Here is a 23,050-nt window from a genome sequence, read left to right as displayed (position 1 = left end):
ACGCTCTTGCAGATCCTGTGGCTTTTTGGCGAACCCTCTCTCACCTGCCGGTGGGGGAGGGTTCGTTCGTTGGACGCCGAACCGCGGCGCGGAACCGCGGCGCGGAACCGCAGCGCGGGAGTGCGAGAGGGTTGCCGGGAAACGTGCAGGGAATGGGAGAGGGTTGCCCGAAAAGGTGCAGGGAGTGCGAGAGGGTTTTTGGGGGTGCGGAAGCGTTGGATTTTCTAATCTGTATTGCTTAGAAAAGATCGCTTTATCTTAAGTGACCCGAAGCTCATACTGGTGGAAAGACCCTCCCAACCCCAGGAAAGATCGGGAAATCATGACCCACACTGCAACGGAAATCTCCGGGCACACCGACGTCCCGCAGGCCCGTGCCCTCGCGGCGGACACCATCGCCCTGGTCCGCCGGTGGCTCACCGAAGCCTCCAAGGTTCCGGTGGACGCCTCGGCCCAGCAGCTCGCCGGTGTGCTGAAGGACCCGAACGGTCTGGAATTCACCGTGGGATTCGTCGACGGCGTGGTCCGCCCCGAAGACCTCAACGTCGCCGCCCGCAACCTGGCCGCCCTCGCCCCCAAAGTCCCGGCGTTCCTGCCCTGGTACATGCGCCGTGCGGTAGCGCTCGGCGGCACCATGGCCCCCGTCCTGCCGCAGGTTGTCATCCCGGTTGCCCGCAGGGTACTCCGTGAAATGGTGGGGCACCTGATCGTGGACGCCACCGACGCCAAGCTGGGCCCGGCCATCGCGAAGATTAAGAAAGACGGCATCAAGCTCAACGTCAACCTGCTGGGCGAGGCCGTCCTCGGTGAGCATGAGGCCTCCCGCCGCCTCGAGGGCACCCACACGCTGCTGGCCCGCCCCGACGTCGACTACGTCTCCATTAAGGTCTCCTCCACCGTTGCCCCGCACTCCGTCTGGGCCTTCGACGAAGCCGTGGAACACGTCGTCGAGAAGCTCACGCCCCTCTTCCAGCGCGCCAACTCATTCGCCGCCGCCGGAAGCAGCACCGGCGGCAAGGCCAAGTTCATCAACCTGGACATGGAGGAATACAAGGATCTGGACATGACCATCGCGGTCTTCACCAGGATCCTGGACAAGCCCGAATTCAAGGACCTCGAAGCCGGCATCGTGCTCCAGGCCTACCTCCCGGACGCCGTCTCCGCCATGATCCGGCTGCAGAAGTGGGCCGCCGAACGCCGTGCCAACGGCGGCGCCGCCATCAAGGTCCGCGTGGTCAAGGGCGCCAACCTGCCGATGGAACAGGTGGAAGCCTCCCTCCACGACTGGCCGCTCGCCACCTGGCACACCAAGCAGGACTCGGACACCAACTACAAGCGGGTCATCAACTATGCCCTGCACCCGGACCGGATCAAGAACGTCCGCATCGGCGTCGCCGGCCACAACCTCTTCGACATCGCCTTTGCCTGGCTGCTCGCGAAGCAGCGCGGCATTGCGGATACGGCGCAGCAGGGTATCGAGTTCGAGATGCTGCTGGGCATGGCGCAGGGGCAGGCCGAAGCCGTCAAAAAGGACGTCGGCTCGCTGCTCCTCTACACTCCTGTGGTGCACCCCGCCGAGTTCGACGTCGCCATCGCCTACCTGATCCGCCGCCTCGAAGAAGGCGCCAGCCAGGACAACTTCATGTCCGCCGTGTTCGAGCTCAGTGAGAACGAGCAGCTGTTCGAGCGCGAAAAGCAGCGCTTCCTCGCCTCCCTGGACAAGCTCGACGACGAAATTCCACCGGCCAACCGGCAGCAGAACCGCAGCCTCCCGCCGCAGCCCCTGCCGCACGATTCGTTCAAGGACACCCCGGACACCGACCCGTCACTGCCCGCGAACCGTGCCTGGGGCCGGGCCATCCTGGACCGTGTGCCCACCTCCACCCTGGGCAACGCCGCGGTGGAAAACGCCACCATCACCGATGCCGAAACCCTGGACAAGGTCATCACAACGGCCGTCGACAAGGGCAAGGCCTGGGGTGCCCTGTCCGGCGACGAACGCGCCGAAATCCTGCACCGCGCCGGCGAGGTCCTCGAAGCCCGCCGCGCGGACCTGCTCGAGGTCATGGCCAGCGAGACCGGCAAGACCATCGACCAGGGCGACCCCGAGGTCAGCGAAGCCGTGGACTTTGCGCACTACTACGCAGAATCGGCGCGCAAGCTGGAAACGGTCGACGGCGCCACGTACGTTCCGGCGAAACTCACCGTAGTGACCCCGCCCTGGAACTTCCCGGTCGCCATCCCGGCAGGGTCCACCCTCGCGGCACTCGCCGCCGGCTCCGCCGTCGTCATCAAACCAGCAAAGCAGGCCCGCCGCAGCGGCGCCGTGATGATCGATGCGCTGTGGGAAGCCGGTGTGCCGAAGGACGTGCTGACCATGGTGCAGCTGGGTGAGCGTGAGCTCGGCCAGCAGCTGATCAGCCACCCGGCCGTGGACCGCGTGATCCTCACCGGCGGCTACGAAACCGCCGAACTGTTCCGGTCCTTCCGCAAGGACCTGCCGCTGCTGGCCGAAACCAGCGGCAAAAACGCCATTATCGTCACCCCCAGCGCCGACCTGGACCTGGCCGCCAAGGACGTGGCCTACTCGGCGTTCGGGCACGCCGGCCAGAAGTGCTCCGCCGCCTCGCTGGTGATCCTGGTGGGCTCCGTGGCCAAGTCAAAGCGTTTCCACAACCAGCTGATCGACGCCGTCACCTCGCTTAAGGTGGGCTACCCGCAGGAACCCACCAGCCAGATGGGCCCGATCATCGAGCCCGCGAGCGGCAAGCTCCTCAACGCCCTCACCACGCTGGGTGACGGCGAGAGCTGGGCCGTGGAGCCCCGGAAACTGGACGGAACCGGCCGGCTGTGGAGCCCGGGTGTGCGCTACGGCGTCCGCCGCGGATCCTACTTCCACCTCACCGAGTTCTTCGGCCCGGTCCTGGGCGTGATGACCGCTGAGACCCTCGAAGAGGCCATCGCCATCCAGAACCAGATCGAGTACGGCCTCACCGCCGGCCTGCACTCCCTGAACCCGGACGAGCTCGGCACCTGGCTGGACTCCATCCAGGCCGGCAACCTCTACGTGAACCGCGGCATCACCGGCGCCATCGTGCAGCGCCAGCCCTTCGGTGGCTGGAAGAAGTCGGCCGTAGGCGCCGGCACCAAGGCGGGCGGACCCAACTACCTGGCCGGGCTGGGCGACTGGACCAGCAAGGAAAGCTCGGCCACTGCCACGGTCAGCAACGCGGCCGTGCGGCGTGTCCTGAATGCGGCCGCCGGCGTCCTCCAGCCGGGTGAACTGAGGTTCCTCCAGCGCTCGCTCGCCTCCGACGCCCAGGCCTGGGCCGACGAGTTCGGCACCGCCAAGGATGTCACCGGGCTGACCGCCGAGCGGAACATCTTCCGCTACCGTCCGCTTCCGGTCACTGTCCGTCTCTCCGACGGTGCCCCGCTGGCACACCTGGCCCGGACTGTGGCCGCCGGCATTCAGGCGGGTTCGGCACTCACCGTGTCCACCGCCGTCGAGCTTCCCGCCCAGCTGCGCGCCGTCTTCACCGGGCTGGACATCGAGGTGGCTGTAGAGTCCGACGCCGGCTGGCTGGCTTCGGCGGGCCGCCTCGCCAAGGCAGGCAAACTGTCCGGCGCGCGGATCCGGCTCATCGGCGGCGACGCCACCGCCCTCGCGGAGGCCATCGACGGGCGCCCGGACGTGGCGGTCTACTCCCACCCCGTGACCGAGGCCGGCCGCGTGGAACTGCTGCCGTTCCTGCACGAACAGGCCATCAGCATCACCGCCCACCGGTTCGGCACCCCGAACCACCTTTCGGACGGGCTGATCTAGGCCCCCGGCGGCCCGCCGGGCGCGTCAGCGCTCGAAGCGCAAAAGTCCCTGCGGCCTCCAGTACTGGTGGTCGCAGGGACTTTCTGTTGTTGTAGGGGCCCGTGTCGGATAACGGGACGGAGACCGTTGGAAGTTACCCCAAATACCAGCCTGGGGGAGTCCACGACGTGGGAACGTTATGGGCGGAGAAATCTTCGCAACGGGTGCACGTGTAGGCGACTTCGCCCAGTGACCTGACCGCCCCGTCACGCCGGTAAACCGGAGGGACATACGATTCGAGATAGATGAATTCGTCCGTGCCGCACTTGTCGCAGGTTGGCTTCCCTACGTATTCGGTGGCGTGGGTGATGCCGGCGCTGTAGCTGGGATGATGCGTGACCAGCGGGCGTGCGGTGTTATGTCGTGGCGCGTAAGCAGTGTGGAAATGGGTGTTCTCGGCTGTCGTCATTGGCTGCCTTCCCGAGCACGGCCGCCCCATGGGCCGCGGGGCATGCTCGTAGTGTTGAACCGGCCTCTGCTTGACCCCATGGATAAACCAGCATAAAGGAGGCGGACTTTTTTCTCAAGAGTTTTTATGAAATGTGGGCGTGGTCAGGCTGACTTTTTGAGTGTCCGCCCTACAATGGCCTCCGTCAGGGCCTCGATGACTTCCGAGTTGGCCAGCGGGTTGCGGATCAGGGTGAAATCGACATCGCCCACCGGTGGCAGGTCGAAGGTCCTGGTGATGATTTTCAGGTCGTCGGGGACCAGCGACGTGGGCATGACCGCAACGCCGATGCCGGCCCGGAGTGCCGCCAAAACACCGCTGATCTGCCGGGTGGTGCACGTAATGCGCCAGGTCCGGCCATGCGCTTCGAGCGCGTCGATGGCCAGTTTCCGGCTGAGGCTGGGGGAGGGGTAGGCGATCAGCGGCACGGGATCCGCGGGTTTGAGGGAGGTCTGCTCCAGTCCCACCCAGGAGAACGTGTCGTGCTGGACCACGGTGCCGTCCTTGGCGCCAGCCACCCATTTCACAAACACCAGGTCCAGCTGGCCGGCGTTGAGTTTCTTGTACAGCTGGTCGCTCTGGCCCACGGTGAGCTCCAGGTTGATCTGCGGGTAGACCTGCCGGAATTCACGCAGGATCCGGGGGAGCCCGGTGATGGCCAGGTCATCGGCCGTGCCGAAGCGAAGCCGGCCGCGCATGGCCGAACCGGAGAAGTAGCGCGCGGCACCATCGTGGGCAGAGAGGATGCTGCGGGCAAAGCCGGCCATGGCATCGCCGTTGTCCGTCAGCCGGACGTCCCGGGTGTCCCGGCGGATGAGGACGCGTTTGGCGGCGGTCTCCAGCTTGCGGACGTGCTGGCTGACCGTTGGCTGTGCCAGGCCCAGCCGTTCGGCCGCCTTGGTGAAGCTTAGGGTCTCTGCCACAGCAAGGAAAGAGCGGAGCTGTGCGGGTTCGAACACTGCGGACTCCTTGAAAGTTTCGGCCGGTCGGAGCGGGACATCATTACGTTTCGTGATGGGAGTTATAGGCGCGATAGGTCTACATAATCAGTCGAGACCAGCCTAGCGTGGGAGCATCCCAACCCGCCCGCTTCCCTGAGGACATACTCGTGGCTCCCCCACCGCCAACATCGGCAGCCGTCAGCCAGCCCGTCATCGATTCCGCCGCCGCCGCGGCCTCCCCCGCCTGCGCCCCGGCCGCCACTACCGGCACCTACACCCAGCCCATCGGCGTCGTCAGTGAACGCCTTCCATGGCGCCACACCTTCATCTCCCTGAAAATTCCAAACTTCCGCATTTTTGCGATCGGCCACTTTGTGGCTGTTGTGGCCCTTTGGATGCAGCGAATCGCGCAGGACTGGCTGGTGCTGGAACTGTCCGGCTCCGTCACGGCCGTGGGCATCACGGTGGCGCTGCAGTTCATGCCGTCCCTCCTGCTGGGACCGTGGGGCGGCATGGTGGCCGACCGGTTCGCCAAACGAAAGATCCTCATGCTGTGCCAGAGCCTGGCGGCCGTCCTCGCGGCAACCCTGGCCGTGCTGTCCCTCACCGGCGTCATCGAGGTCTGGCACGTCTACGGCATTGCCCTCGTTCTGGGGCTGGTCACCGTGCTGGACCAGCCAGCGCGCCAGGTGTTTGTTAATGAGCTGGTGGGTGCCCGGTACCTGCGCAACGCGATCAGCGTCAACTCCACCACTTTCCAGCTGGGCGGGCTGATCGGGCCGGCGCTTGCCGGGCTGCTGCTCACGGCTGTGGGCGCCGGCTGGGCTTTCGCCGCCAATGCGGTGGCCTGCTGCTCCACCGTGACCATGCTGCTGCTCCTCCGGAAGGACCAGCTGTTCGTCAGCGCGCCGGCCCCCAAGAAGAAAGGCATGCTGCGGGAGGGGCTGCGCTATGCGCTCAGCAAGCCCACCATTTACTGGCCGTGGCTGATGGCCGGGTTCATCGCCGTGTTCGCCATGAGCCTGCCGGTCCTGCTCGCAGCGTTCGCGGACCATGTGTTCGACGTCGGGGCCGGCGGCTACGGCCTGCTCAACGCGCTGGTGGCGCTCGGCGCGCTGGCCGGTGCCGTCGCCTCCACCCGCCGGCGGCAGCTGCGGCTCCGGTCCGTGGTGTTCTGCGCGGGAATGTACGGCCTCATGCTCTGCCTCGCGGCGTTGGCCCCGTCCATGCTGTGGTTCGGCGCCGTGATGGTCTTGTCCGGGTTCTGGTGCCTGATGTTCCTGACCGGGTCCAACCAGCTCGTCCAGATCAGTTCAAACATGGCTATCAGGGGCCGCGTGATGAGCCTCTACATTATGGTGCTGATCGGCGGCCAGGCCATCGGCGGACCCATGCTTGGCTGGATAGCCGAACACCTTGACCCGCACATTGCTCTCCTGGTCTCCGGCGGGGTGCCGGTCCTCGCGGCGGTGACGGTCGGCGTCGTACTTGGCCGGAAAGGTGCCCTGAAGCTCCGGGTGAACCTCAAGGACCGCCGCCACCCGGTGCGGATTGTCAGCCGGGTGGCCGCGGCCTAAGCCGGCAGGTGCGGGTACCCGGCCTGCCGCTGCTGGAACTCCAACACGTCCTTGTTCAGCACCACACCGTCGCGGATTTCGATGGCCCGGGCGATGGTTTCGCTCGAGTCCCACGCTTCCGGCCCGTCGGTGACGGCCTCCAAAAACGGCAGGAGCGCCTGGCTGATTTCCCACGTGGCGGAATTCCAGAGATAGGACGGGCTGTGGTCCACGGCGTAATAGTTGATGTGGTCACCCACGGTGAACATCGGCTCGGCGAAGGTAGTCGAACGCGCCCAGCTGAAGCCCATGCCCTCATCGCAGGAGACGTCCACGATCAGGCTGCCCGGGCTGAACGCAGCGAGGTCCTCGGTCCGCAGGTAGGTCAGCGGATTATTCGGATCCTGCAGCGTGCAGTTAACCACAATGTCGCTGTCGGCCAGGAACGGAGCCAGCGGAACCCGGCCCCGATCGGAGATCACTTGGCTCAGGAAGGGGGCCTCGGCGTCGTGATCAAACTGCACGATGTTGACCGAATGGATTGGTGCCCCCACGGCGGCGACTCCGCGGTTGGTCAGCACCTGGACGTCATGGATGCCGTGCGCGTTGAGTGCGGTCACGGCGCCGCGGGCAGTAGCCCCGAAACCGATGACCACGGCGTTGAGGCGGCGACCGTAGTCACCGGTTGAGCCCGTCAACGAGAGGGCGTGCAGCACCGAGCAGTACCCGGCGAGCTCATTGTTCTTGTGGAAAACGTGTAGGCCAAAACCGCCGTCGCTTGCCCAGTGGTTCATGGCCTCAAAAGCAATGAGGGTGAGCTTCTTGTCGATGGCCAGCTGGGTGATGGCCCGGTCCTGGACGCAGTGGGGCCAGCCCCAAAGGACCTGGCCATCGCGCAGCTCGGCAAGGTCTTCCGGCTGCGGTTTGGGCAGGAGCACGACGTCGGCCTCCGCCAGCAGCGCTTCTTTGGTGGCCATTTTGCCCACAAGGGTGGCGAGATGGTCATCCGAGACGCCAAAACGCTCACCATAGCCCTGCTCCAGGATGATGCGCTGGCGCTGTTCCGGGGCGATGCGTTCAAAATGCAATGGGTGGATGGGGAGACGGCGTTCGTCCGGTTTCCGGGATGACGCCAGGACGCCCAGGGTCAGCTGGCTCTGTTCGCCGCTCACTTCTTTTTGGCGGCCTTGGACGTGACGTCCAGGGAGCTGGAAGGCGCTGCGGCTGCCCTCTTATCGGCGCGCTTTTCCTTGATGGACTTGCCGGCTTTTTTGGATGCTGTTTGACGCGGGGACTTGTCAGCCATGATTGCTCCTGTAGCGGAACCGAAAGGGTTCCTGACTCCTGACGATACACGGGGGCACCTAACGGGCCTGGCGGAGCATGGCCGGGCGCGGCGGTGATTGTGCCTCGGCGTTCCCGGTGTGAAAATGACGCTGGGCCCTGCGCCGGGCGGGCCCGCGGAAGTACGGGAACAGCATCATGGGATCCATCACGATCGAAAGCACCGTCCTCGTCCCCTATGGACGGCAGGACGTCTACGCCTTCTGCGTCGACGAGGATGCCCGCGCCGCGGTACCCGGCCAGGAGGCGGTTTCTCTGCATTTCCGGGACCAGGTGCAGGACCGCTCATGGACCGAAACACACGAGAGCCGCACGGAAATCATCACCCGCTCCTGCGTGGTGTACCCGGTGGCGGACAGCACCCGCCTGACCGTAACCGCTGAAATCTCCCCGAAGGGACTCGGCAGGCTGCTTGCCGCGACCAAAGAAGGCGCCTACAGGAAACAGGAGGCTGCGCGGCTGGCGGCGCTGAAGAAGGCCGCGGAACGCGGGATCAGGAACGCGACGAACCCCCGGTAACAGGCGGATTTTTCGCAGTGGAGCGGCTGACGGGAATCGAACCCGCGTATCAAGCTTGGGAAGCTAGCGCTCTACCATTGAGCTACAGCCGCGTGGCCCCGAGTGCGCGGGGCAGAACTTAGCTTAGCGCAGATGCGGCGCCGTCCAGGCAACGCGGGCCACGTGACGGAGCGTGTCTGCGCCGGGACCGGCTGCGCGGCGTCATCCAGTAACTCTTCAATAACGTCCGGGCCCGTGGCTAGGTGCGGGACAAAACCAGTGGCTACTGTGAACCCGTTAGCTGCAGTGTCATGGGGGTGAGGCGGGCTACTACCACTGGCCTGACGCTAACCGAAGGATTCCCATGGCATTCGCAGAACACGAGGTACTCGTCCCGCGTGACGCCCTGGACGTATATGCCTTCCTGGTGGACGGCATGAACCTGCCAAAGTGGCGCACCGGAATCCGCAGCATCAGCCTGGCTTCCGGCGCGGCCCAGGCCAAGGGAGCCGTGTACCGGCAGACGGTGCTGGGCCGCTCCGGCTGGCCGGTTTCAGCCGACTTTGAGATTACGGAAGCCAGGCCCGGCGCCGAAGTGCGCTATCAGGTCATTGCCGGGCAAAACCGTCCCTCGGGCGGGTACTACCTCAGTACCGAACCGGCCGGAACGCGGGTCCGTTTCGCGCTCGAATGCCAGCCCAAGGGACTCCTGAGCCTGATGAACACCGGCATCCAGCGGGCCATGAAGGCTGAAGTTGTTCAGCTGGAGCGGCTTAAGGACTTGCTGGCTGTCGCGTCGGCCGCGTAAGCCCCGGCCTTACCCGTTACCCGCGCGAACCCGCCTGCGCGCCCCCTTACTGGGCCAGACGTTGGCCTGCCCAGCTGCCGCTGATGTTCGACGGCGACGCAAGGGTTCCGCCGGTCAGGTCCCAGTACTGCACCACGTCGTTTGCCCTGCGCAGTGCCACGCCGGTCGAGTTCAGGCCGGTGACATCGCGCAGCGGCCGGATGCCCGTCACGTCCGTCCAGCCGGTGGCCACGATGGTCCGGGCCTCGGCGCGGGGCGTGGGGGATCCGATTCCGCGGAAGAGCTGCACGGTGCCGTCGGACCTTCGCGCCAGGAGGTCCTGGAAGCCGTCCGCGTCGTAATCCACCATGGCCAGCCGCGTGGCCGAGACATTGCCGGCCATGAGGGTGCGGGAAAACATGTCTGCCGGGCCCACGTTGGGGTAGAGCCAGAGGTTGCCGGAAGCATCCAGGGCCGCGAGCTGGGGGAGCCGGTTGTTGGCGCACCAGCCGCCGACGGCGAGCGTCATGCTATTCCACCCGGACTTGCCGAGAGTGACCGCAGCGCCGAAGCCGCCCTCCGCGAGTCCTGGATGAAGCGTCAGCCGGCCGTCGTTCCACTGGGCGAGGATGTCATAGGTGCCGTTACGGTCCCAGTCGGTGACGAAGACTTCCTTGACGTTGCTAAAGAGGGAGCTGATGACCTTGGCCGGCCCGAAGGTCCTATTCCCTGTGGAGGGACGGTTGATGAGCTGGCCGCTGTCATTGACGGAGACGAGGTCGGCCGCGCTGGTGATGGCCGCGCTGCTCAGGTCCAGTGTGGGCGGCATGAGCTTGACGGAAGTATCGCACACAGTGGGCGTGGCTGGCGGGAACCCTGCGCTGCTGCCGCCGGGGGAATTGAGTGTGCCGGCCGGGAGGGTGGTGTATCCGAAGAAGTTCACCACGCCCCAGATCTTGTACGTGCTGTTTGTGTAGGAGATTCCGGCGCCCATGACGTTGAAGCGCGGGTCGAGCAGCATGGCATTGTGGCCGGGAGAGCCCTTCCACCATTCCACCAGCTGTGCGGCGTCGCGGTCCGTCCGGATGGCGATGACTTCACCGGCGCTGCTTGGGCTCATGGCACGCGGATCGAGCCAGAAATTGGCCCGGTGCTCAATCACTTCGCGGGAGGCGATGTTGTCCGACCAGTCCTGGGACAGGCCGGCCACCGTGGGGTGATACTTGACCGGGGCCAGACCGTTCGCCACGCGGTACTCGTTGATTTTAGTGAAGACAATCAGGATGGCGGCCGTGTTGCTGTCCGGTACCAGGGCCTCCGTGGCAAGGCGGCCGGGTGCGGGGGCTTCCGTTGCCAAGGCCTGCGGGGCGGGGACAGCGGACTTGTTCTGCGCGAGCTCTTCCTCGGGCGCCCACAGGGGCGGCACGGACGGAACGTCAGGTGCGGCGGCCTCGGACGTGGCGGCAGCGGGTGCCGCCACAGCTGTTTCGGCTGACGCTGGTGTCGGGTTTTGCACTCCCGCGGGCGCCGCCGCTGTGATCTCGGGTTCCACGGCGGGGGCGAGCAGCGTCCCGCTGCCGGTATCCGCACGGCGTGCGCTGCCGTCGTCGTTCGCTGCGCCCGCGGGACCCAGCTTGACCGTGCTGGGCCCGAAGGCACCGGCAGCCTCGGCAGGCTGCTGCGCCGGCGGGCCGGACTGCAGGCCGGCGGCGGGGGACATCAAGGCGAGGGCGCACAGCATGGCCACAACGGCGGGCGCCGCAAATTTTCTCAAACCAACCCCAGATCAGTTCATTTCAGTTGTACCAACCGGGAGACCTCCGGTGGCTGACATCCTGAGGCAACATTAGCCCCACTAGATGACTGCAACAACGTAAAAATGGGAACTGTGGACAACGCATGGTAGTTCGCATAGTAATTTGGGACAGTGCTGATCTCTGACCGCGACATTCGTGCCGAACTGGACTCCCAACGGATCGTCCTCGAACCCTTCGATCCCGCAATGGTCCAGCCCTCTTCGGTGGACGTGCGGATCGACCGTTTCTTCCGGCTTTTCGACAACCACAAGTACGCCCACATCGACCCCGCCGAGGAGCAGCCGGAGCTGACCCGCCTGGTGGAAGTGGACAGCGGCGAGCCCTTCATCCTGCACCCCGGCGAGTTTGTGCTCGGCTCCACCTACGAGACCGTCACGCTGCCGGACGACATTGCCGCCCGGCTCGAAGGCAAGTCCTCCCTCGGCCGGCTGGGCCTGCTGACCCACTCAACGGCCGGTTTCATCGACCCGGGATTTTCCGGACATGTGACCCTGGAGCTGTCCAACATGGCCACCCTGCCCATCAAGCTGTGGCCGGGGATGAAGATCGGCCAGCTGTGCTTTTTCCGGCTGACGTCGGCCGCCGAGCACCCGTACGGATCGGGCGAGTACGGCAACCGCTACCAGGGCCAGCGAGGTCCCACCGCCAGCCGAAGCCACCTGAACTTCCACCGCACCGAGATTTAGCGCGGGTTTCCGGGGCCCCGGCTTCGGTGGGCGGCGACTTCTCGGCGCTAACCTATGCGCGGGCGGGCTCGGAAGCCGGCCGGCTGAGGGCCTTGACCAGGGGCTCCACGTAACGGGCAGCCAGGGGTCCGACGATGGCCATCAGGAGGACGTAGGCCGTGGCAAGTGCGGCGAGGTCGTGGGGGACCACACCAGAGGCCACCGCCAGGCCGGCGATGACAATGCTGAACTCGCCGCGGGCTATCAGTGCTGCGCCTGCGCGGAAACGGCCGGGCCGGCCGACGCCTGCCCGCTTGGCCGCCCAGATCCCAGTGAGCATCTTGGTGGCGGCGGTGATGACGGCCAGGACCAGTGCCCAGCCGAGGACCGGAGGGATGGATGTCGGGTCCGTGTTGAGCCCGAACGCCACAAAGAAAATGGCGGCAAACAGGTCCCGCAGGGGTTCGAGAATCCGGGTGGCGCTGTGTGCGGTGGCCCCGGAGATGGCGATGCCGAGCATAAACGCGCCCACCGCCGCCGAGACCTGCATGGCCGATGCCACGCCTGCCACCAGGAGGGCGGCCCCGAGCAGGTTGAGCAGGAAGACCTCGGAGTTTTCGCTGTGCACGGCTTTGGACACATGGTGCCCGTGCCGCAGGGCCACCATCAGCACCATGGTGACAACGGCCAGGGAAATGCCCACGGTGGTCAGTCCGCCCAGGAAGCTCACGCCGGCGAGGGTGGCTGTGAGGATGGGCAGGTAGACGGCCATGGCCAGGTCCTCGAACACCAGGATGGAAAGCACCACGGGAGTTTCGCGGTTTCCGATCCGGCCGAGGTCGGTGATGACCTTCGCGGCAATCCCGGAGGAGGATATATACGTCACGCCGCCCATAACCATGGCGCCCACAGGGCCCCAGCCGAGCAAGATCGCAATTCCGGCACCCGGCACAAAATTCAGCACCAGGTCAAGAACACCGGCCTGCCAGGACCTGCGCAGACCGGTGAAAAGCTCGGCAGCCGTATATTCCAACCCAAGCATAAGCAGCAGCAGGATCACGCCGATTTCGCCGGAGAGATGTGCGAACTCGTGCATGCCGTCGAGCTTGACCACCCCGCCCGCGCCGAAGGCGAGCCCGCCCACGAGGTAAAGGGGTATGGGCGACATTCCGATCCGTCCGGCCAGCCTGGCCAACAGGCCAAGGCAGAACACAACGGCCCCCAGTTCAATGAGGGTCAGGGCCAGCGGGTCCATGGCGGTCAGCCGTTGCGGAGGATATCGGCCGCCGAATCGAGGCCTTGTTGCGTTCCCACTGCCACCAGCAAATCACCGGAATGAAGCACGACGTCGGGTCCCGGCGACGGGAGCACCTCGCCTTCGCGCATGATGGCCACGATCGAGACACCGCAACGGGTGCGGATGCAGGCCTTGCCCATGGGCTGGTTCTGGAACGGGGAATCCGGAGCAATGGAGAACTGCCGGGTCACAATCCCGGGCACGTCCCGGTGTTCCTCGGCCAGCTTCATGGCAAGGTACTGCCCGCCGAGGAGGTTGCCCAGGGTGGCAGCCTCATCCCCGGTCAGGGGAATGGAGGCCTGGCAGGTGTCGGGATCGTCCCAGGTGGAAACTATGAGTTCCGTCTGGCCTTCCCGCAGCTCCACGACGCCGATGCGGCGGCCGGAAGCGGTCATGAAATCCTTCCGCCGGCCCAGGCCGGGGAGGTCCGTTTCGTCCACGTTCATGGATTCAGCCTAGTCGCCGGATGCCCATTTCGGGTGTCCGCGCACCGCCCAAGAACGCAGGCGCGCAAACCGCCGCAGCCACCGGTAACGCTAAGAGGCCTGCTGACGCTACGAGGCCGGGACCCGGGCGATGGAGGTCTTGCTCGGCGGCTTCACCGGCAGCAGGACCAGCAGGCCGCCGAGCAGCACCACCATGATGCCCAGGATTCCCCAACGCTGGGCCTCGCCGGGTGCGACCAGCGGAGTGGCCAGGGCGATGCACAGAGTGAAGAGTGCGGGAGCCAGGAAGCTGACCGCTCGGCCGGTGGTTGCGTAGAGGCCGAACAGTTCGCCCGTCTCCCCGCTGGGTGCAAGCCGGGCCAGATACGCCCTCGAAGATGACTGTGCCGGGCCGACGAACAGGCAGAGGAACAGCCCGAACACCCAGAAGGTGGTGGTGCCGGCCCATGCTGAACCGAAGAACACGTAGCTGCCGTTGCCGAGGACCAGGATGGCCGTCCCGGCGATCAGCAGGCCCACGAGGGAGCCCATGATCACGGTCTTCGGCCCCACCCGGTCGTCCAGGAAACCGCCGATGACAGCGCCCACGGCCGCCACCACGTTGCCGAAGATGGCGAAGAAGATGACCTGGGGCAGCTCGAAACCGAAGGTGCCGGCAGCAATGATCCCGCCGAAGGTGAAGACGGCCGCGAGTCCGTCGCGGAAGACGGCACTGGCGAGGAGGAAGTAGATGGTGTGCGGGCTGGTGGCGTAGATCGCCTTGATCCGGCGGACCAGCAGGCCGTAGGAGGCCAGGAAACCCAGCTGCTTTGCCCGGGCAGGACGTGAAAGCTCCGGGACGGTGAACAGGACCGGAAGGGCAAAGATCAAGAACCATAAGGCGGAGAACACCGCCACAAGCCGGATATTGAGGCTGCCTTCCGTGGAGGCGCCGAACCAGGCGAAGCTCGGCTGCACAAAGAGCTGCAGCACCACCAGCAACGCCACGATGCCGCCGAGGTAACCCATGCCCCAGCCGAATCCGCTGACCCTGCCGATGTTCTTCGGGGTGGAGACCTGGGTGAGCATGGCGTTGTAGTTGACGCCGGCGAACTCAAAGAACACATTCCCCAGCGCAATCAGGGAGACGCCCAGCAACAGGAACTCGGGGCGGGGGAAGACGAAGAAACACAGCCCGGTCAGGACGGCGACGGCGATCGTGTTGACTCCCAGCCAGAGCTTGCGCCGCCCGCCGTTGTCCGAGCGCTGCCCGGTCACGGGAGCGAGCAGCGCAATGGCGAGCCCGGCAATGGCCAGGGCGCCGCCGAGGACAGCCGAGGCCTGGTCCTTGTCTCCGAAGGCATTGGAGGTGAGGTAAACGGTGAAGACAAACGTAGTCATCACCGCGTTGAAGGCCGCCGAGCCCCAGTCCCAGGCGGCCCAGGCGAGCACAGGGCCCTTGCCGGTGGCCCGGTTTCCGGATGCGAGTTCCGATGACGGCTGGGTGGCCTCAGGAGCGCTGGCGGTGTTCATACGCTGAATGGTATCCGCCCGTGGCGAACAGCGCGGGCATAATACGCCTGACACCCGCCAAAATCGAGCGGCGCGGGCCCCTCCCGGGGAAATCGGGCGGAACGGCTTGATAAACTGTGGCCACCGAACCTAACGATTGACCGCCTGCCCTAACTTTTTGTAAAACGAAACCCTGACGTTGCGGAGATACCAGTGATCACAGTCCTTGCCGTGCAGTTTACGGTGGCTGCTGTAGCGCCTCTCCTGTTCAGGATCTGGGGCCGCAACGCGTTCTATGCTTTGGCGGCCGTGCCCGCTGCGTCCTTTATCTGGCTGCTGTTCCAACACGGCACCGTGTATTCAGGCTCCGGGGAAGTCGCGGAGGTCATCCCGTGGGTCCCCGGGCTGCACCTGGAGTTCGCCTTCCGCATGGACCCGCTAGCCTGGGTGATGTCCCTCCTGGTCCTGGGCGTGGGCGCGCTGGTACTGGTCTACTGTGCACGGTATTTCAGCAAGAAGGACCAGGACCTGGGTGGCTTCGGAGCCCAGCTGCTCGCCTTCGCGGGTGCCATGTTCGGCCTGGTGGTGGCGGACGACCTTCTCCTGTTGTTCATCTTCTGGGAACTCACCACCATCCTGTCCTACCTGCTGATCGGCTTCGCGCGCACCAGGCTGGCCGCGCGGCGCTCCGCCCTGCAGGCGCTGATGGTCACCACCGCGGGCGGCCTCGCCATGCTGGTGGGCCTGATCATGCTGGGCTACAGCGCGGGAACGTACCGGATCTCGGCGATCATGGCGGAGGCGTCCACGCTGGTCACTGGACCTGACAGCGGCATCGTCGCCGCCGCCGTCGTACTTATCCTCGCGGGTGCCATCAGCAAATCCGCGCTGGTTCCCTTCCACTTCTGGCTGCCGGGGGCCATGGCGGCCCCCACCCCGGTGAGCGCCTACCTGCACGCCGCGGCGATGGTCAAAGCCGGCATCTACCTGGTGGCCAGGCTCGCGCCGGGATTTTCCGAGACCGCCTATTGGCAGTCCATTGTGCTGGGGCTTGGCCTGGCCACCATGCTGGTGGGCGGTTACCGGGCACTGCGCCAGACTGACATCAAGCTCATCCTCGCGTACGGCACCGTCAGCCAGCTCGGCTTCCTCACCATGGTGGTGGGGCTCGGGACGCCGGACGCCGCGCTCGCAGGCCTCGCAATGCTGCTGGCGCACGGCCTCTTCAAGGCCACCCTGTTCCTGGTGGTGGGCATCATCGACCACCAGTCCGGAACGCGTGACGTGCGCCAGCTGTCCGGCGTTTTCCGATCCTCCCGCGCGCTCGGCATCGTGGCCGGCATCGGCGCCGCGTCGATGGCCGGCGTTCCGCTGCTGGCAGGCTTCGTGGCCAAGGAATCCGTCCTGGAAGCGTTCGTCCACCACACCTCGGGCGGAGATGCCTGGAGCGTGGTGGTGCTCGCGGGCATCGTCCTGGGCTCGGTCCTCACCTTCGCCTACAGCGCCCGGTTCATGTGGGGGGCGTTCGCCCTCAAGGAAGGCGTTGAGGCCACCCCTTTTAAAGCCGTCCGCCCCTCCTTCCTGGCCGCGCCGGCCTTCCTCAGCCTCCTCACCATTGTTTATGGCCTGTGGCCCGCGCCCGTGGACGCATGGGTCCAGCCTTATGCGGCGCTGTTTGCGTCCACCGCGGCCGACGCCGGCACACCGGCCGAGCAGGCAGGGCACCTTGCGCTGTGGCACGGCTTCACCCCGGCGCTGGGGCTGACTGCGCTCACGTTCGCGCTGGGCCTGGCCATGCACTTTGGCCGGACCATGGTGGCGCGGGCCCAGTCCCGGGTGCCCGGCTGGATCGACGGCGACCGCTTCTACCAGCTCAGCATCGGTGCGCTGGACGACGCCGCCGTGTGGATCACGGGCCGCACGCAGCGTGGTTCGCTGTACTTCTACCTCTCCGTGATTCTCTCGATGGCGTTCGCGCTGCCGCTGACTGCCATGCTCGCGGCGGGCAAGCCGATTCCCGAGGACCTGTACTTCATCGACCCCTTCTCACCGCTCCAGCCGGTGGTGGGCGCCGCGATCGTGATCGGGGCGCTGGCGGCGGTCAAAGCCAACAGGCGGTTCCTTGCCGTGCTGATGGTGTCCGTGACCGGATACGGCATTGCCCTGATGTTCGCGCTCCAGGGCGCGCCAGACCTGGCCCTGACGCAGATGCTGGTGGAAACCATCGTCCTGGTGGCCTTTGTGCTGGCCATGCGCAGCCTCCCGGCCGAGCTCCGCGACCGGACCGGCGGCAGGTACCGGGTGGTCCGCGTGATTATCGGGGCCGCCTTCGGCGTCACCATGGTCTTCGCGGCCATCTACGCGATGGGTGCGCGGGTGGAGGCGCCGGTGTCCCTTGAGTTCCCGCAGCTGGCTTACGAGGGCGGCGGCGGACTGAACATCGTCAACGTGACGCTCGTGGATATCAGGGCCTGGGACACGTTCGGGGAGATTTCCGTCCTGGCCCTCGCCGCAACCGGCGTCGCGAGCCTGATCTTCGTTCGCGGACGCGGCGACCGGCTCCGGGTCTCGGCCAGCATTGCCGAGGGCAGCGTGGGACGGCACCCCGTAGCGGATCCCGGTTCGCGCGAGGCCGCCTCGCTGGCCATTAGCCGGAAGTTTGCCGCTTCGGCACGCGAGGCATGGATTGTGGCGGGCCGGACCCTGGCACCTGAACGGCGCTCCATCATCTTCGAAGTGGTCACGCGGCTGATGTTCCACTCCCTCATCATCTTCTCCCTCTACCTCCTCCTGGCCGGTCACAACCTGCCGGGCGGCGGTTTCGCAGGGGGCCTCACGGCGGGCCTTGCCCTGACCATCCGATACCTGGCCGGCGGCCGCTTCGAACTGCGGGAGGCAACTCCCGTGGGCGCCGGTACCCTCCTGGGGGTCGGGCTTGTGACAGCCGCCGCCTCCGGCGTGGTGCCGCTCCTGCTGGGCGGACAGGTTTTCCAGACCGCCATCATTGAACTCTGGCTGCCCGTGTTCGGCGACATCAAATTCGTCACCTCCACCATCTTCGACATCGGTGTGTACGTCGTGGTGGTGGGCCTGGTGCTGGACGTGCTCCGCAGCCTGGGTTCCGAGATCGACGAACACTTTGAAGAGCAGGCGCACGCACCCGCCGAAGAAGCCGTTGAAGCCGAAGAAGCTGCGGAGGAGGCCGCCGAAGGTGTGCTGGCCGGCGCGGCTCCCGCCGAACGGGGCGAACCCTCGGGCCTGTCCACCGAACCTACACTGAAGGGCCAAGGATGAGTGTCAACCTGACCCTGCTGATCGTGATGGGTGCGCTGTACGCGTGCGGCATCTACCTGATTCTGGAACGCAGCCTGACCCGGGTGCTCCTGGGGCTGATGATGCTGACCAACGCCACCAACCTGCTGATCCTCACCACGGGCGGTTATGCGGGCCTGGCACCGTTCTTCAACAAGGACACCGGCGCCACCGAGTACGCGGACCCCCTCCCGCAGGCCCTGATCCTGACCTCGATCGTGATTTCGTTTGCGGTGACGGCCTTTATGCTCGGCATCATCTACCGCACCTGGGTCCTTGCCCGCCAGGACGAGATCCAGGACGACATCGAAGACCTCCGGGTGGCCGAGACGCCCAGGTTCGACGCCGAGGACGACGCCGAGATCCCGGCCGAGACGTCCGAATTTCCCCTGACGATGCTCGGCAGCGACGGCAGCGGTATTACCAATCACGCGGACCGCGCCGAATCCGGGCACCACACGGAGCACATCGTGGCCGGCGCCAGGACGATTCCCGCCGTCGAGGCCGCCGCAGAGGAACAGCCCGGCTCACTGAACATCAACCCCGGCCCCGAAGGAGGTGTGAAGTGAACATCGCAAGCTTTGCCCCGCTCGCCGTCCTGCTCCCCATCTTCGGCGCAGCCCTGGCCTTCCTGCTGTTCCGGCACGCCCGGGCACAGCGCGCCGTGAGCATCGCGGTACTGTCCCTGACGCTCCTCCTCGAGTGCTCGCTTCTCGCATCCGTGTGGGAGGGCGGGACGGCCGCCGTGAACATCGGTGGCTGGCTGCCGCCCTGGGGCATCACCATGGTGGTGGACCAGTTCTCCTCCCTCATGCTGGTGGTGTCCTCTGCTGTCAGCCTCGCCGTGCTGATCTACGCCACCGGGCAGGGCATGGCCGACGGCGACCAGGACGCGCCGGTGTCGATCTTCCACCCCACGTTCCTGATCCTGGTGGCCGGCGTGTCCAACGCCTTCCTCTCCGGGGACCTGTTCAACCTGTACGTGGGCTTCGAGATCCTCCTGACCGCAAGCTACGTCCTGATGACGCTGGGCGGGACCGGTCCCCGTATCCGGGCCGGGGTCACCTATGTGGTGGTCTCCGTGGTGTCCTCCGTGCTGTTCCTGATCTCCATCGCGATGGTCTACGGGGCCACCGGGACCGTGAACATGGCCGACCTTGCCATCAAACTCGCGGGCCTGGATGAAGGAACCCAGACGCTGCTGCATGTGATGCTCCTGGTGGCCTTCGGGATCAAGGCGGCTGTGTTCCCGCTGTCGTTCTGGCTGCCTGACTCCTACCCCACCGCGCCGGCCCCCGTCACTGCAGTGTTCGCCGGCCTGCTGACCAAAGTGGGCGTGTATGCCATGGTCCGCACCGAGACCCTGCTGTTCCCCGGTGACAGCCTGAACACTCCGCTGATGGTGGCGGCGCTCCTGACCATGGTGGTGGGAATCCTCGGCGCCCTGGCCCAGAGCGACATCAAACGTCTGCTGTCCTTCACCCTGGTGAGCCACATCGGCTACATGGTGTTCGGGCTGGCGATGTCCTCCGTGGCCGGGCTGGCCGCTGCCGTGTTCTACGTGGCGCACCACATCACCATCCAGACCAGCCTCTTCCTCGTCACGGGCCTGATCGAACGCCGCGGCGGGAGTTCCTCCGTGGACCGGCTGGCGGGCCTGGCCAAGCTGTCTCCGCTCCTGGCGCTCCTGTTCTTTGTGCCGGCAATGAACCTGGCAGGCATCCCGCCGTTCTCCGGGTTCCTGGGCAAGGTGGGGCTAATCCAGGCCGGAATCGAACTGGGCACCCCGCTGGCGTACGCACTGGTGATCGGCGGAGTGGTCACCAGCCTCCTGACCCTCCTGGCAGTGGCCAGGGTGTGGAACCGTGCGTTCTGGCGGAAGCCCTCGGACGCCGAGCATCCCGACCCTGTCCTGCTGGCGGCGCCCGAGGAATCGGCCACCGGCCGCCGGGCCGGCCGCGAGAGCGTGACCCTGCTGCCCCGGACCATGGTGGGCTCAACCCTCGGCCTGGTGGTACTGGGCGTATCGCTCACCGTCTTCGCGGGGCCGCTGTTCAAGGTTGCGGACCAGGCCGCCCAGGAAATGCTGGACCGGTCCTCCTACATCCAGGCCGTGCTCGGTGAGGACACCGTGGTGCCGCCCCTGGCGCTCAAAGCGGGTGGTGGCGAATGACTCGCCGCCGGATTTCCCTGCGCCAGGAGCTTCCCCTGCTGGTGTGGCTGGTGATCGTCTGGGGTGCGCTGTGGCAGGACTTCAGTCCCGGCAACCTGCTCTTCGGCGCCCTGCTGGCCGTGCTGGTAGCCCGTATGTTCTATCTGCCGCCCGTGGAACTCAGCGGCCGCTTCAACATCCTCCATGCGGTGCCTTTCGCCCTGCGGTTCCTCGGCCGGGTGGCGGCAGCGAGCATCGAAGTCATGTACCTGGCCGCAGTCCGCGGACCCAAGGTGATCAACGCCGTCGTCGCTGTCCCGCTCCGGAGCCGTCAGGACCTGATTGTCACCGCAGTGGGACACGTGATCTCGCTGATCCCTGGTTCCCTCGTGGTGGAAGTGGACCGCTCAACATCCACCCTGTACCTGCATGCGCTCAACATCAGCACCCCCGAGGACGTGGAAAAGCTGCGCGAGGAAGTCCGCTCCATCGAAGCCGGCCTGATCCGCATCATGGGCAGCAGGGAAGAACTCGAAATAGTGCGGCAGGAGAACCCGGCATGATGCAGATTGTCCTGGCCGTCACGGCAGTCATCCTCTCACTGGCCGCCGCCGGTGCCATCATCCGCATCGCCCGCGGCCCCTCGCTGCTGGACCGGGTGCTGGCCTCCGACGTCCTGCTGGCCATCCTCGGCGCAGCGCTGTGTATCGACATGGCCGTCAACCGGCACCTGAACAACCTGATGCTGCTCGTGGCACTGTCGGTAGTCGGCTTTATCGGCTCCGTCACGGTGGCGCGCTTCGTGGCCGACCGACGGGAGCACACCCATGAATCCTGAAGCGAGCCTGGTGGATAACGTGATTGACACCGTGACGGCGGTGTTCCTGGTGGCGGGCGCCCTAATGTCCCTGGCGGCCGCCGTCGGACTTCTCCGCTTCCCCGACCTGCTGAGCCGCATGCACGCGGCCACCAAGCCGCAGGTGTTGGGCCTGTTCCTGCTCCTGGCGGCCGTCGGCCTGCAGATGCGGACGTGGTGGGTGTGGCCGGTGCTGCTGGTGGCGTGGATTTTCCAGTTGCTGACCGTGCCTGTGTCCGCGCACATGGTGGGCCGCTCCGGTTACCGCACCAAGCACATGCACCGCGAGCTGCTCAGCTCCGACGACCTGGAAGCCGTGGTCCAGAAGGCGGCCAAGTCCGCCCGCGACGGGGCCTCCGACAGCTGAGGGTTTCTTGTCCAGATAAATGCCGGTTTGGGGCCGCTTACCGACGGTTATCTGGACAAAAACCCGGCTAGACGATGTCCTGGGTCTTGGCGAAGCGCTCGATGGCCCGCTGCGTGCCGCGGTTGGCGAGAACCTGGATGATGGTGCTGACCGAGGCCGAGATCAGCGCGAAAGTCAGGGCCGAGCGGAGGCTGGTGGGGGTGTCCTCGTGCTTGCCTGTGGGCGGCTTGTTGCCGGTGGACTTCTCCCACACCGTGTTGACCAGCTTGGTGCCGACAAACCCGGCGCCGAGGCTGACTGCCGTGCCGAGCAGCTTGATGAGCAGGTTCATGGGTTGAACTCCTTCTGGGCGGATCGGGGACTGCCTTTAGCCTAACGCGATCGGGCCGCCGGCCAGCACAGCACCGGCACAACACAGACCACCTACGCCGCGCGCATGGACCCAAGGATCTCCCTGAGCGCCTCCACCACGAGATCGTGATCCTGCTGCTGGGGCAGGCCAGAAACCGTCACGGTGGCCACGGCACCCACACCGGCGACGTAGACCGGGAAGCACCCGCCGTGCGCCGCGTAGAACGACTCGTCATACCAGCCCTGGTCCTCGATCCGGCCACCCCGCAGCCGGGCCCGCAGACCCACCAGCATCGAGGGGATTTCGTACCGGGCGGCTGCGCGCTGCTTCATCCGGATCCACTGATCGTTGTTGGCGGTGGCACCTTCCAGCGCCGCATGGAACAGGACCTGGTCACCCTTGGAGATGTCGATGGCGATCGGCAGCCGGCGCGTTTTGCCCAACTCCACGAGCAGCAGCCCCAGGCTCAGCGAATCGTCCTTCGTGAACCGCGGGAACTGCAGTTCGCCGATCTCGGCGTCGATCCTGGCGATGAGTGCCTCGAGCGAACCCGGAGCCTGATTCTCGGTGGAATCGGGATCGAACGCTGTCATATGCGGGGAGTCGGCAGTCATGGCCCACAATCTACCGTGCCTGCGGTGTAAACTGGATCACGCCCATCAGGGCGGAATTATTTACGACAGGGGAGCGCCGCCGTCGGGCACTGCAGCGATGCAGCCGGTGGATGGGCGCTGAGAGTGCGGACAGCCGCAGACCCTCGAACCTGATCCGGTTAGTACCGGCGCAAGGGAGTCGAGCTTCTCAGAGTGTCCGGATCCGGGCGGCGCAGGCCGGGCCGAAACCGCGAATACTCTCC

Annotated in this window: 20 protein-coding genes, 1 tRNA gene and 1 riboswitch; of the genes, 11 read left to right on the top strand and 10 right to left on the bottom strand. The window is 66.0% G+C overall.

What is annotated here, in order from left to right:
- Positions 1-322 precede the first annotated feature (322 nt).
- Entirely contained in the window at positions 323-3,826 is a 3,504-nt protein-coding gene (locus NQJ30_RS05350; protein WP_255768717.1) for a bifunctional proline dehydrogenase/L-glutamate gamma-semialdehyde dehydrogenase, read from the top strand.
- A gap of 591 nt (positions 3,827-4,417) precedes the next feature.
- Here the strand turns inward: NQJ30_RS05350 and NQJ30_RS05345 are convergent.
- Positions 4,418-5,272 (bottom strand): LysR substrate-binding domain-containing protein, encoded by an 855-nt coding sequence (locus tag NQJ30_RS05345; protein WP_255768716.1) that lies wholly within the window; start codon positions 5,270-5,272, stop codon positions 4,418-4,420.
- Between the two features lie 149 nt (positions 5,273-5,421).
- Between NQJ30_RS05345 and NQJ30_RS05340 the strand changes: the two genes are divergently transcribed.
- Entirely contained in the window at positions 5,422-6,831 is a 1,410-nt protein-coding gene (locus NQJ30_RS05340) for an MFS transporter (protein ID WP_255768715.1), read from the top strand.
- On the opposite strand, the gene NQJ30_RS05335 is transcribed toward NQJ30_RS05340, so the two are convergent.
- Positions 6,828-7,982 carry a N(5)-(carboxyethyl)ornithine synthase gene (locus tag NQJ30_RS05335; protein ID WP_255768714.1) on the bottom strand — a complete coding sequence of 385 codons (1,155 nt, stop codon included), beginning with the start codon at positions 7,980-7,982 and terminating at the stop codon, positions 6,828-6,830. The two genes, NQJ30_RS05340 and NQJ30_RS05335, sit on opposite strands and share 4 nt — an antisense overlap.
- On the bottom strand, positions 7,979-8,116 hold the full coding sequence (locus NQJ30_RS05330) for a hypothetical protein (protein WP_255768713.1): 138 nt from the start codon (positions 8,114-8,116) through the stop codon (positions 7,979-7,981). Before NQJ30_RS05330 ends, NQJ30_RS05335 begins: the two co-directional genes overlap by 4 nt.
- A gap of 176 nt (positions 8,117-8,292) precedes the next feature.
- On the opposite strand from NQJ30_RS05330, the gene NQJ30_RS05325 reads away from it, so the two are divergent.
- On the top strand, positions 8,293-8,673 hold the full coding sequence (locus tag NQJ30_RS05325; protein ID WP_255768712.1) for a hypothetical protein: 381 nt from the start codon (positions 8,293-8,295) through the stop codon (positions 8,671-8,673).
- Positions 8,674-8,691: 18 nt separating this feature from the next.
- On the opposite strand, the gene NQJ30_RS05320 is transcribed toward NQJ30_RS05325, so the two are convergent.
- Positions 8,692-8,765 (bottom strand) — tRNA-Gly (locus NQJ30_RS05320).
- Between the two features lie 251 nt (positions 8,766-9,016).
- Between NQJ30_RS05320 and NQJ30_RS05315 the strand changes: the two genes are divergently transcribed.
- Positions 9,017-9,460, top strand: a complete 444-nt coding sequence (locus NQJ30_RS05315; protein WP_255768711.1) for an SRPBCC family protein — start codon at positions 9,017-9,019, stop codon at positions 9,458-9,460.
- A 46-nt stretch (positions 9,461-9,506) separates the two neighbouring features.
- Here NQJ30_RS05315 and NQJ30_RS05310 read toward each other — a convergent pair whose 3' ends face one another.
- The gene (locus tag NQJ30_RS05310) at positions 9,507-11,213 is read right to left on the bottom strand and encodes a CAP domain-containing protein (RefSeq protein WP_308215149.1); all 1,707 of its coding nucleotides are present in this window, start codon (positions 11,211-11,213) and stop codon (positions 9,507-9,509) included.
- Between the two features lie 153 nt (positions 11,214-11,366).
- Here NQJ30_RS05310 and dcd point away from each other — a divergent pair, with 153 nt between their 5' ends.
- The gene (gene dcd, locus NQJ30_RS05305; protein WP_255768710.1) at positions 11,367-11,942 is read left to right on the top strand and encodes a dCTP deaminase; all 576 of its coding nucleotides are present in this window, start codon (positions 11,367-11,369) and stop codon (positions 11,940-11,942) included.
- Between the two features lie 52 nt (positions 11,943-11,994).
- Here dcd and NQJ30_RS05300 read toward each other — a convergent pair whose 3' ends face one another.
- The 3 genes from NQJ30_RS05300 to NQJ30_RS05290 form a co-directional block, all read right to left on the bottom strand.
- On the bottom strand, positions 11,995-13,176 hold the full coding sequence (locus tag NQJ30_RS05300; protein WP_255768709.1) for a cation:proton antiporter: 1,182 nt from the start codon (positions 13,174-13,176) through the stop codon (positions 11,995-11,997).
- A 5-nt stretch (positions 13,177-13,181) separates the two neighbouring features.
- A complete protein-coding gene (locus tag NQJ30_RS05295; protein ID WP_255768708.1) occupies positions 13,182-13,664 on the bottom strand; it encodes a cation:proton antiporter regulatory subunit in 483 nt (160 codons plus the stop codon).
- Positions 13,665-13,772: 108 nt separating this feature from the next.
- Positions 13,773-15,176: an MFS transporter gene (locus NQJ30_RS05290; protein ID WP_255768706.1), complete on the bottom strand. Its 1,404-nt coding sequence runs from the start codon at positions 15,174-15,176 to the stop codon at positions 13,773-13,775.
- 192 nt (positions 15,177-15,368) lie between these two features.
- Here NQJ30_RS05290 and NQJ30_RS05285 point away from each other — a divergent pair, with 192 nt between their 5' ends.
- The 6 genes from NQJ30_RS05285 to mnhG are packed head-to-tail and all read left to right on the top strand — an operon-like array spanning position 15,369 to position 21,842.
- Positions 15,369-18,449 (top strand): Na+/H+ antiporter subunit A, encoded by a 3,081-nt coding sequence (locus tag NQJ30_RS05285; protein WP_255768705.1) that lies wholly within the window; start codon positions 15,369-15,371, stop codon positions 18,447-18,449.
- Positions 18,446-19,036 carry a Na(+)/H(+) antiporter subunit C gene (locus NQJ30_RS05280; protein ID WP_255768704.1) on the top strand — a complete coding sequence of 197 codons (591 nt, stop codon included), beginning with the start codon at positions 18,446-18,448 and terminating at the stop codon, positions 19,034-19,036. Before NQJ30_RS05285 ends, NQJ30_RS05280 begins: the two co-directional genes overlap by 4 nt.
- Positions 19,033-20,640 carry a Na+/H+ antiporter subunit D gene (locus tag NQJ30_RS05275; RefSeq protein ID WP_255768703.1) on the top strand — a complete coding sequence of 536 codons (1,608 nt, stop codon included), beginning with the start codon at positions 19,033-19,035 and terminating at the stop codon, positions 20,638-20,640. The genes NQJ30_RS05280 and NQJ30_RS05275 overlap by 4 nt, the downstream gene beginning before the upstream one ends.
- A complete protein-coding gene (locus NQJ30_RS05270; protein ID WP_255768702.1) occupies positions 20,637-21,182 on the top strand; it encodes a Na+/H+ antiporter subunit E in 546 nt (181 codons plus the stop codon). The genes NQJ30_RS05275 and NQJ30_RS05270 overlap by 4 nt, the downstream gene beginning before the upstream one ends.
- The gene (locus NQJ30_RS05265) at positions 21,179-21,457 is read left to right on the top strand and encodes a monovalent cation/H+ antiporter complex subunit F (RefSeq protein ID WP_255768701.1); all 279 of its coding nucleotides are present in this window, start codon (positions 21,179-21,181) and stop codon (positions 21,455-21,457) included. Before NQJ30_RS05270 ends, NQJ30_RS05265 begins: the two co-directional genes overlap by 4 nt.
- Positions 21,447-21,842, top strand: a complete 396-nt coding sequence (mnhG, locus tag NQJ30_RS05260; RefSeq protein WP_255768700.1) for a monovalent cation/H(+) antiporter subunit G — start codon at positions 21,447-21,449, stop codon at positions 21,840-21,842. The genes NQJ30_RS05265 and mnhG overlap by 11 nt, the downstream gene beginning before the upstream one ends.
- A gap of 67 nt (positions 21,843-21,909) precedes the next feature.
- Here the strand turns inward: mnhG and NQJ30_RS05255 are convergent, their stop codons facing one another.
- Both NQJ30_RS05255 and NQJ30_RS05250 read right to left on the bottom strand, forming a co-directional pair.
- Positions 21,910-22,173, bottom strand: coding sequence for a DUF4235 domain-containing protein (locus NQJ30_RS05255; RefSeq protein ID WP_255768699.1), 264 nt, complete (start codon positions 22,171-22,173; stop codon positions 21,910-21,912).
- Between the two features lie 92 nt (positions 22,174-22,265).
- Positions 22,266-22,808: a heme-degrading domain-containing protein gene (locus NQJ30_RS05250; RefSeq protein WP_255768698.1), complete on the bottom strand. Its 543-nt coding sequence runs from the start codon at positions 22,806-22,808 to the stop codon at positions 22,266-22,268.
- Between the two features lie 57 nt (positions 22,809-22,865).
- Positions 22,866-23,002, top strand: a riboswitch (TPP riboswitch).
- Positions 23,003-23,050: the final 48 nt, after the last annotated feature.

The sequence above is a fragment of the Pseudarthrobacter sulfonivorans genome, from assembly GCF_024391045.1.
Classification (GTDB): Bacteria; Actinomycetota; Actinomycetes; order Actinomycetales; family Micrococcaceae; genus Arthrobacter; species Arthrobacter sulfonivorans_B.
This window is presented reverse-complemented; position numbering and strand designations above follow the sequence as displayed.

What these genes read in the sequence shown, in the direction of transcription:
- NQJ30_RS05250 (WP_255768698.1), bottom strand. Translation starts at nt 22,808, where the DNA reads ATGACTGCCGACTCCCCGCATATGACAGCGTTCGATCCCGATTCCACC.
- NQJ30_RS05295 (WP_255768708.1), bottom strand. Translation starts at nt 13,664, where the DNA reads ATGAACGTGGACGAAACGGACCTCCCCGGCCTGGGCCGGCGGAAGGAT.
- NQJ30_RS05290 (WP_255768706.1), bottom strand. Translation starts at nt 15,176, where the DNA reads ATGAACACCGCCAGCGCTCCTGAGGCCACCCAGCCGTCATCGGAACTC.
- NQJ30_RS05315 (WP_255768711.1), top strand. Translation starts at nt 9,017, where the DNA reads ATGGCATTCGCAGAACACGAGGTACTCGTCCCGCGTGACGCCCTGGAC.
- NQJ30_RS05270 (WP_255768702.1), top strand. Translation starts at nt 20,637, where the DNA reads ATGACTCGCCGCCGGATTTCCCTGCGCCAGGAGCTTCCCCTGCTGGTG.
- NQJ30_RS05350 (WP_255768717.1), top strand. Translation starts at nt 323, where the DNA reads ATGACCCACACTGCAACGGAAATCTCCGGGCACACCGACGTCCCGCAG.
- NQJ30_RS05325 (WP_255768712.1), top strand. Translation starts at nt 8,293, where the DNA reads ATGGGATCCATCACGATCGAAAGCACCGTCCTCGTCCCCTATGGACGG.
- NQJ30_RS05255 (WP_255768699.1), bottom strand. Translation starts at nt 22,173, where the DNA reads ATGAACCTGCTCATCAAGCTGCTCGGCACGGCAGTCAGCCTCGGCGCC.
- NQJ30_RS05330 (WP_255768713.1), bottom strand. Translation starts at nt 8,116, where the DNA reads ATGGCTGACAAGTCCCCGCGTCAAACAGCATCCAAAAAAGCCGGCAAG.
- NQJ30_RS05300 (WP_255768709.1), bottom strand. Translation starts at nt 13,176, where the DNA reads ATGGACCCGCTGGCCCTGACCCTCATTGAACTGGGGGCCGTTGTGTTC.
- NQJ30_RS05280 (WP_255768704.1), top strand. Translation starts at nt 18,446, where the DNA reads ATGAGTGTCAACCTGACCCTGCTGATCGTGATGGGTGCGCTGTACGCG.
- NQJ30_RS05265 (WP_255768701.1), top strand. Translation starts at nt 21,179, where the DNA reads ATGATGCAGATTGTCCTGGCCGTCACGGCAGTCATCCTCTCACTGGCC.
- mnhG (WP_255768700.1), top strand. Translation starts at nt 21,447, where the DNA reads ATGAATCCTGAAGCGAGCCTGGTGGATAACGTGATTGACACCGTGACG.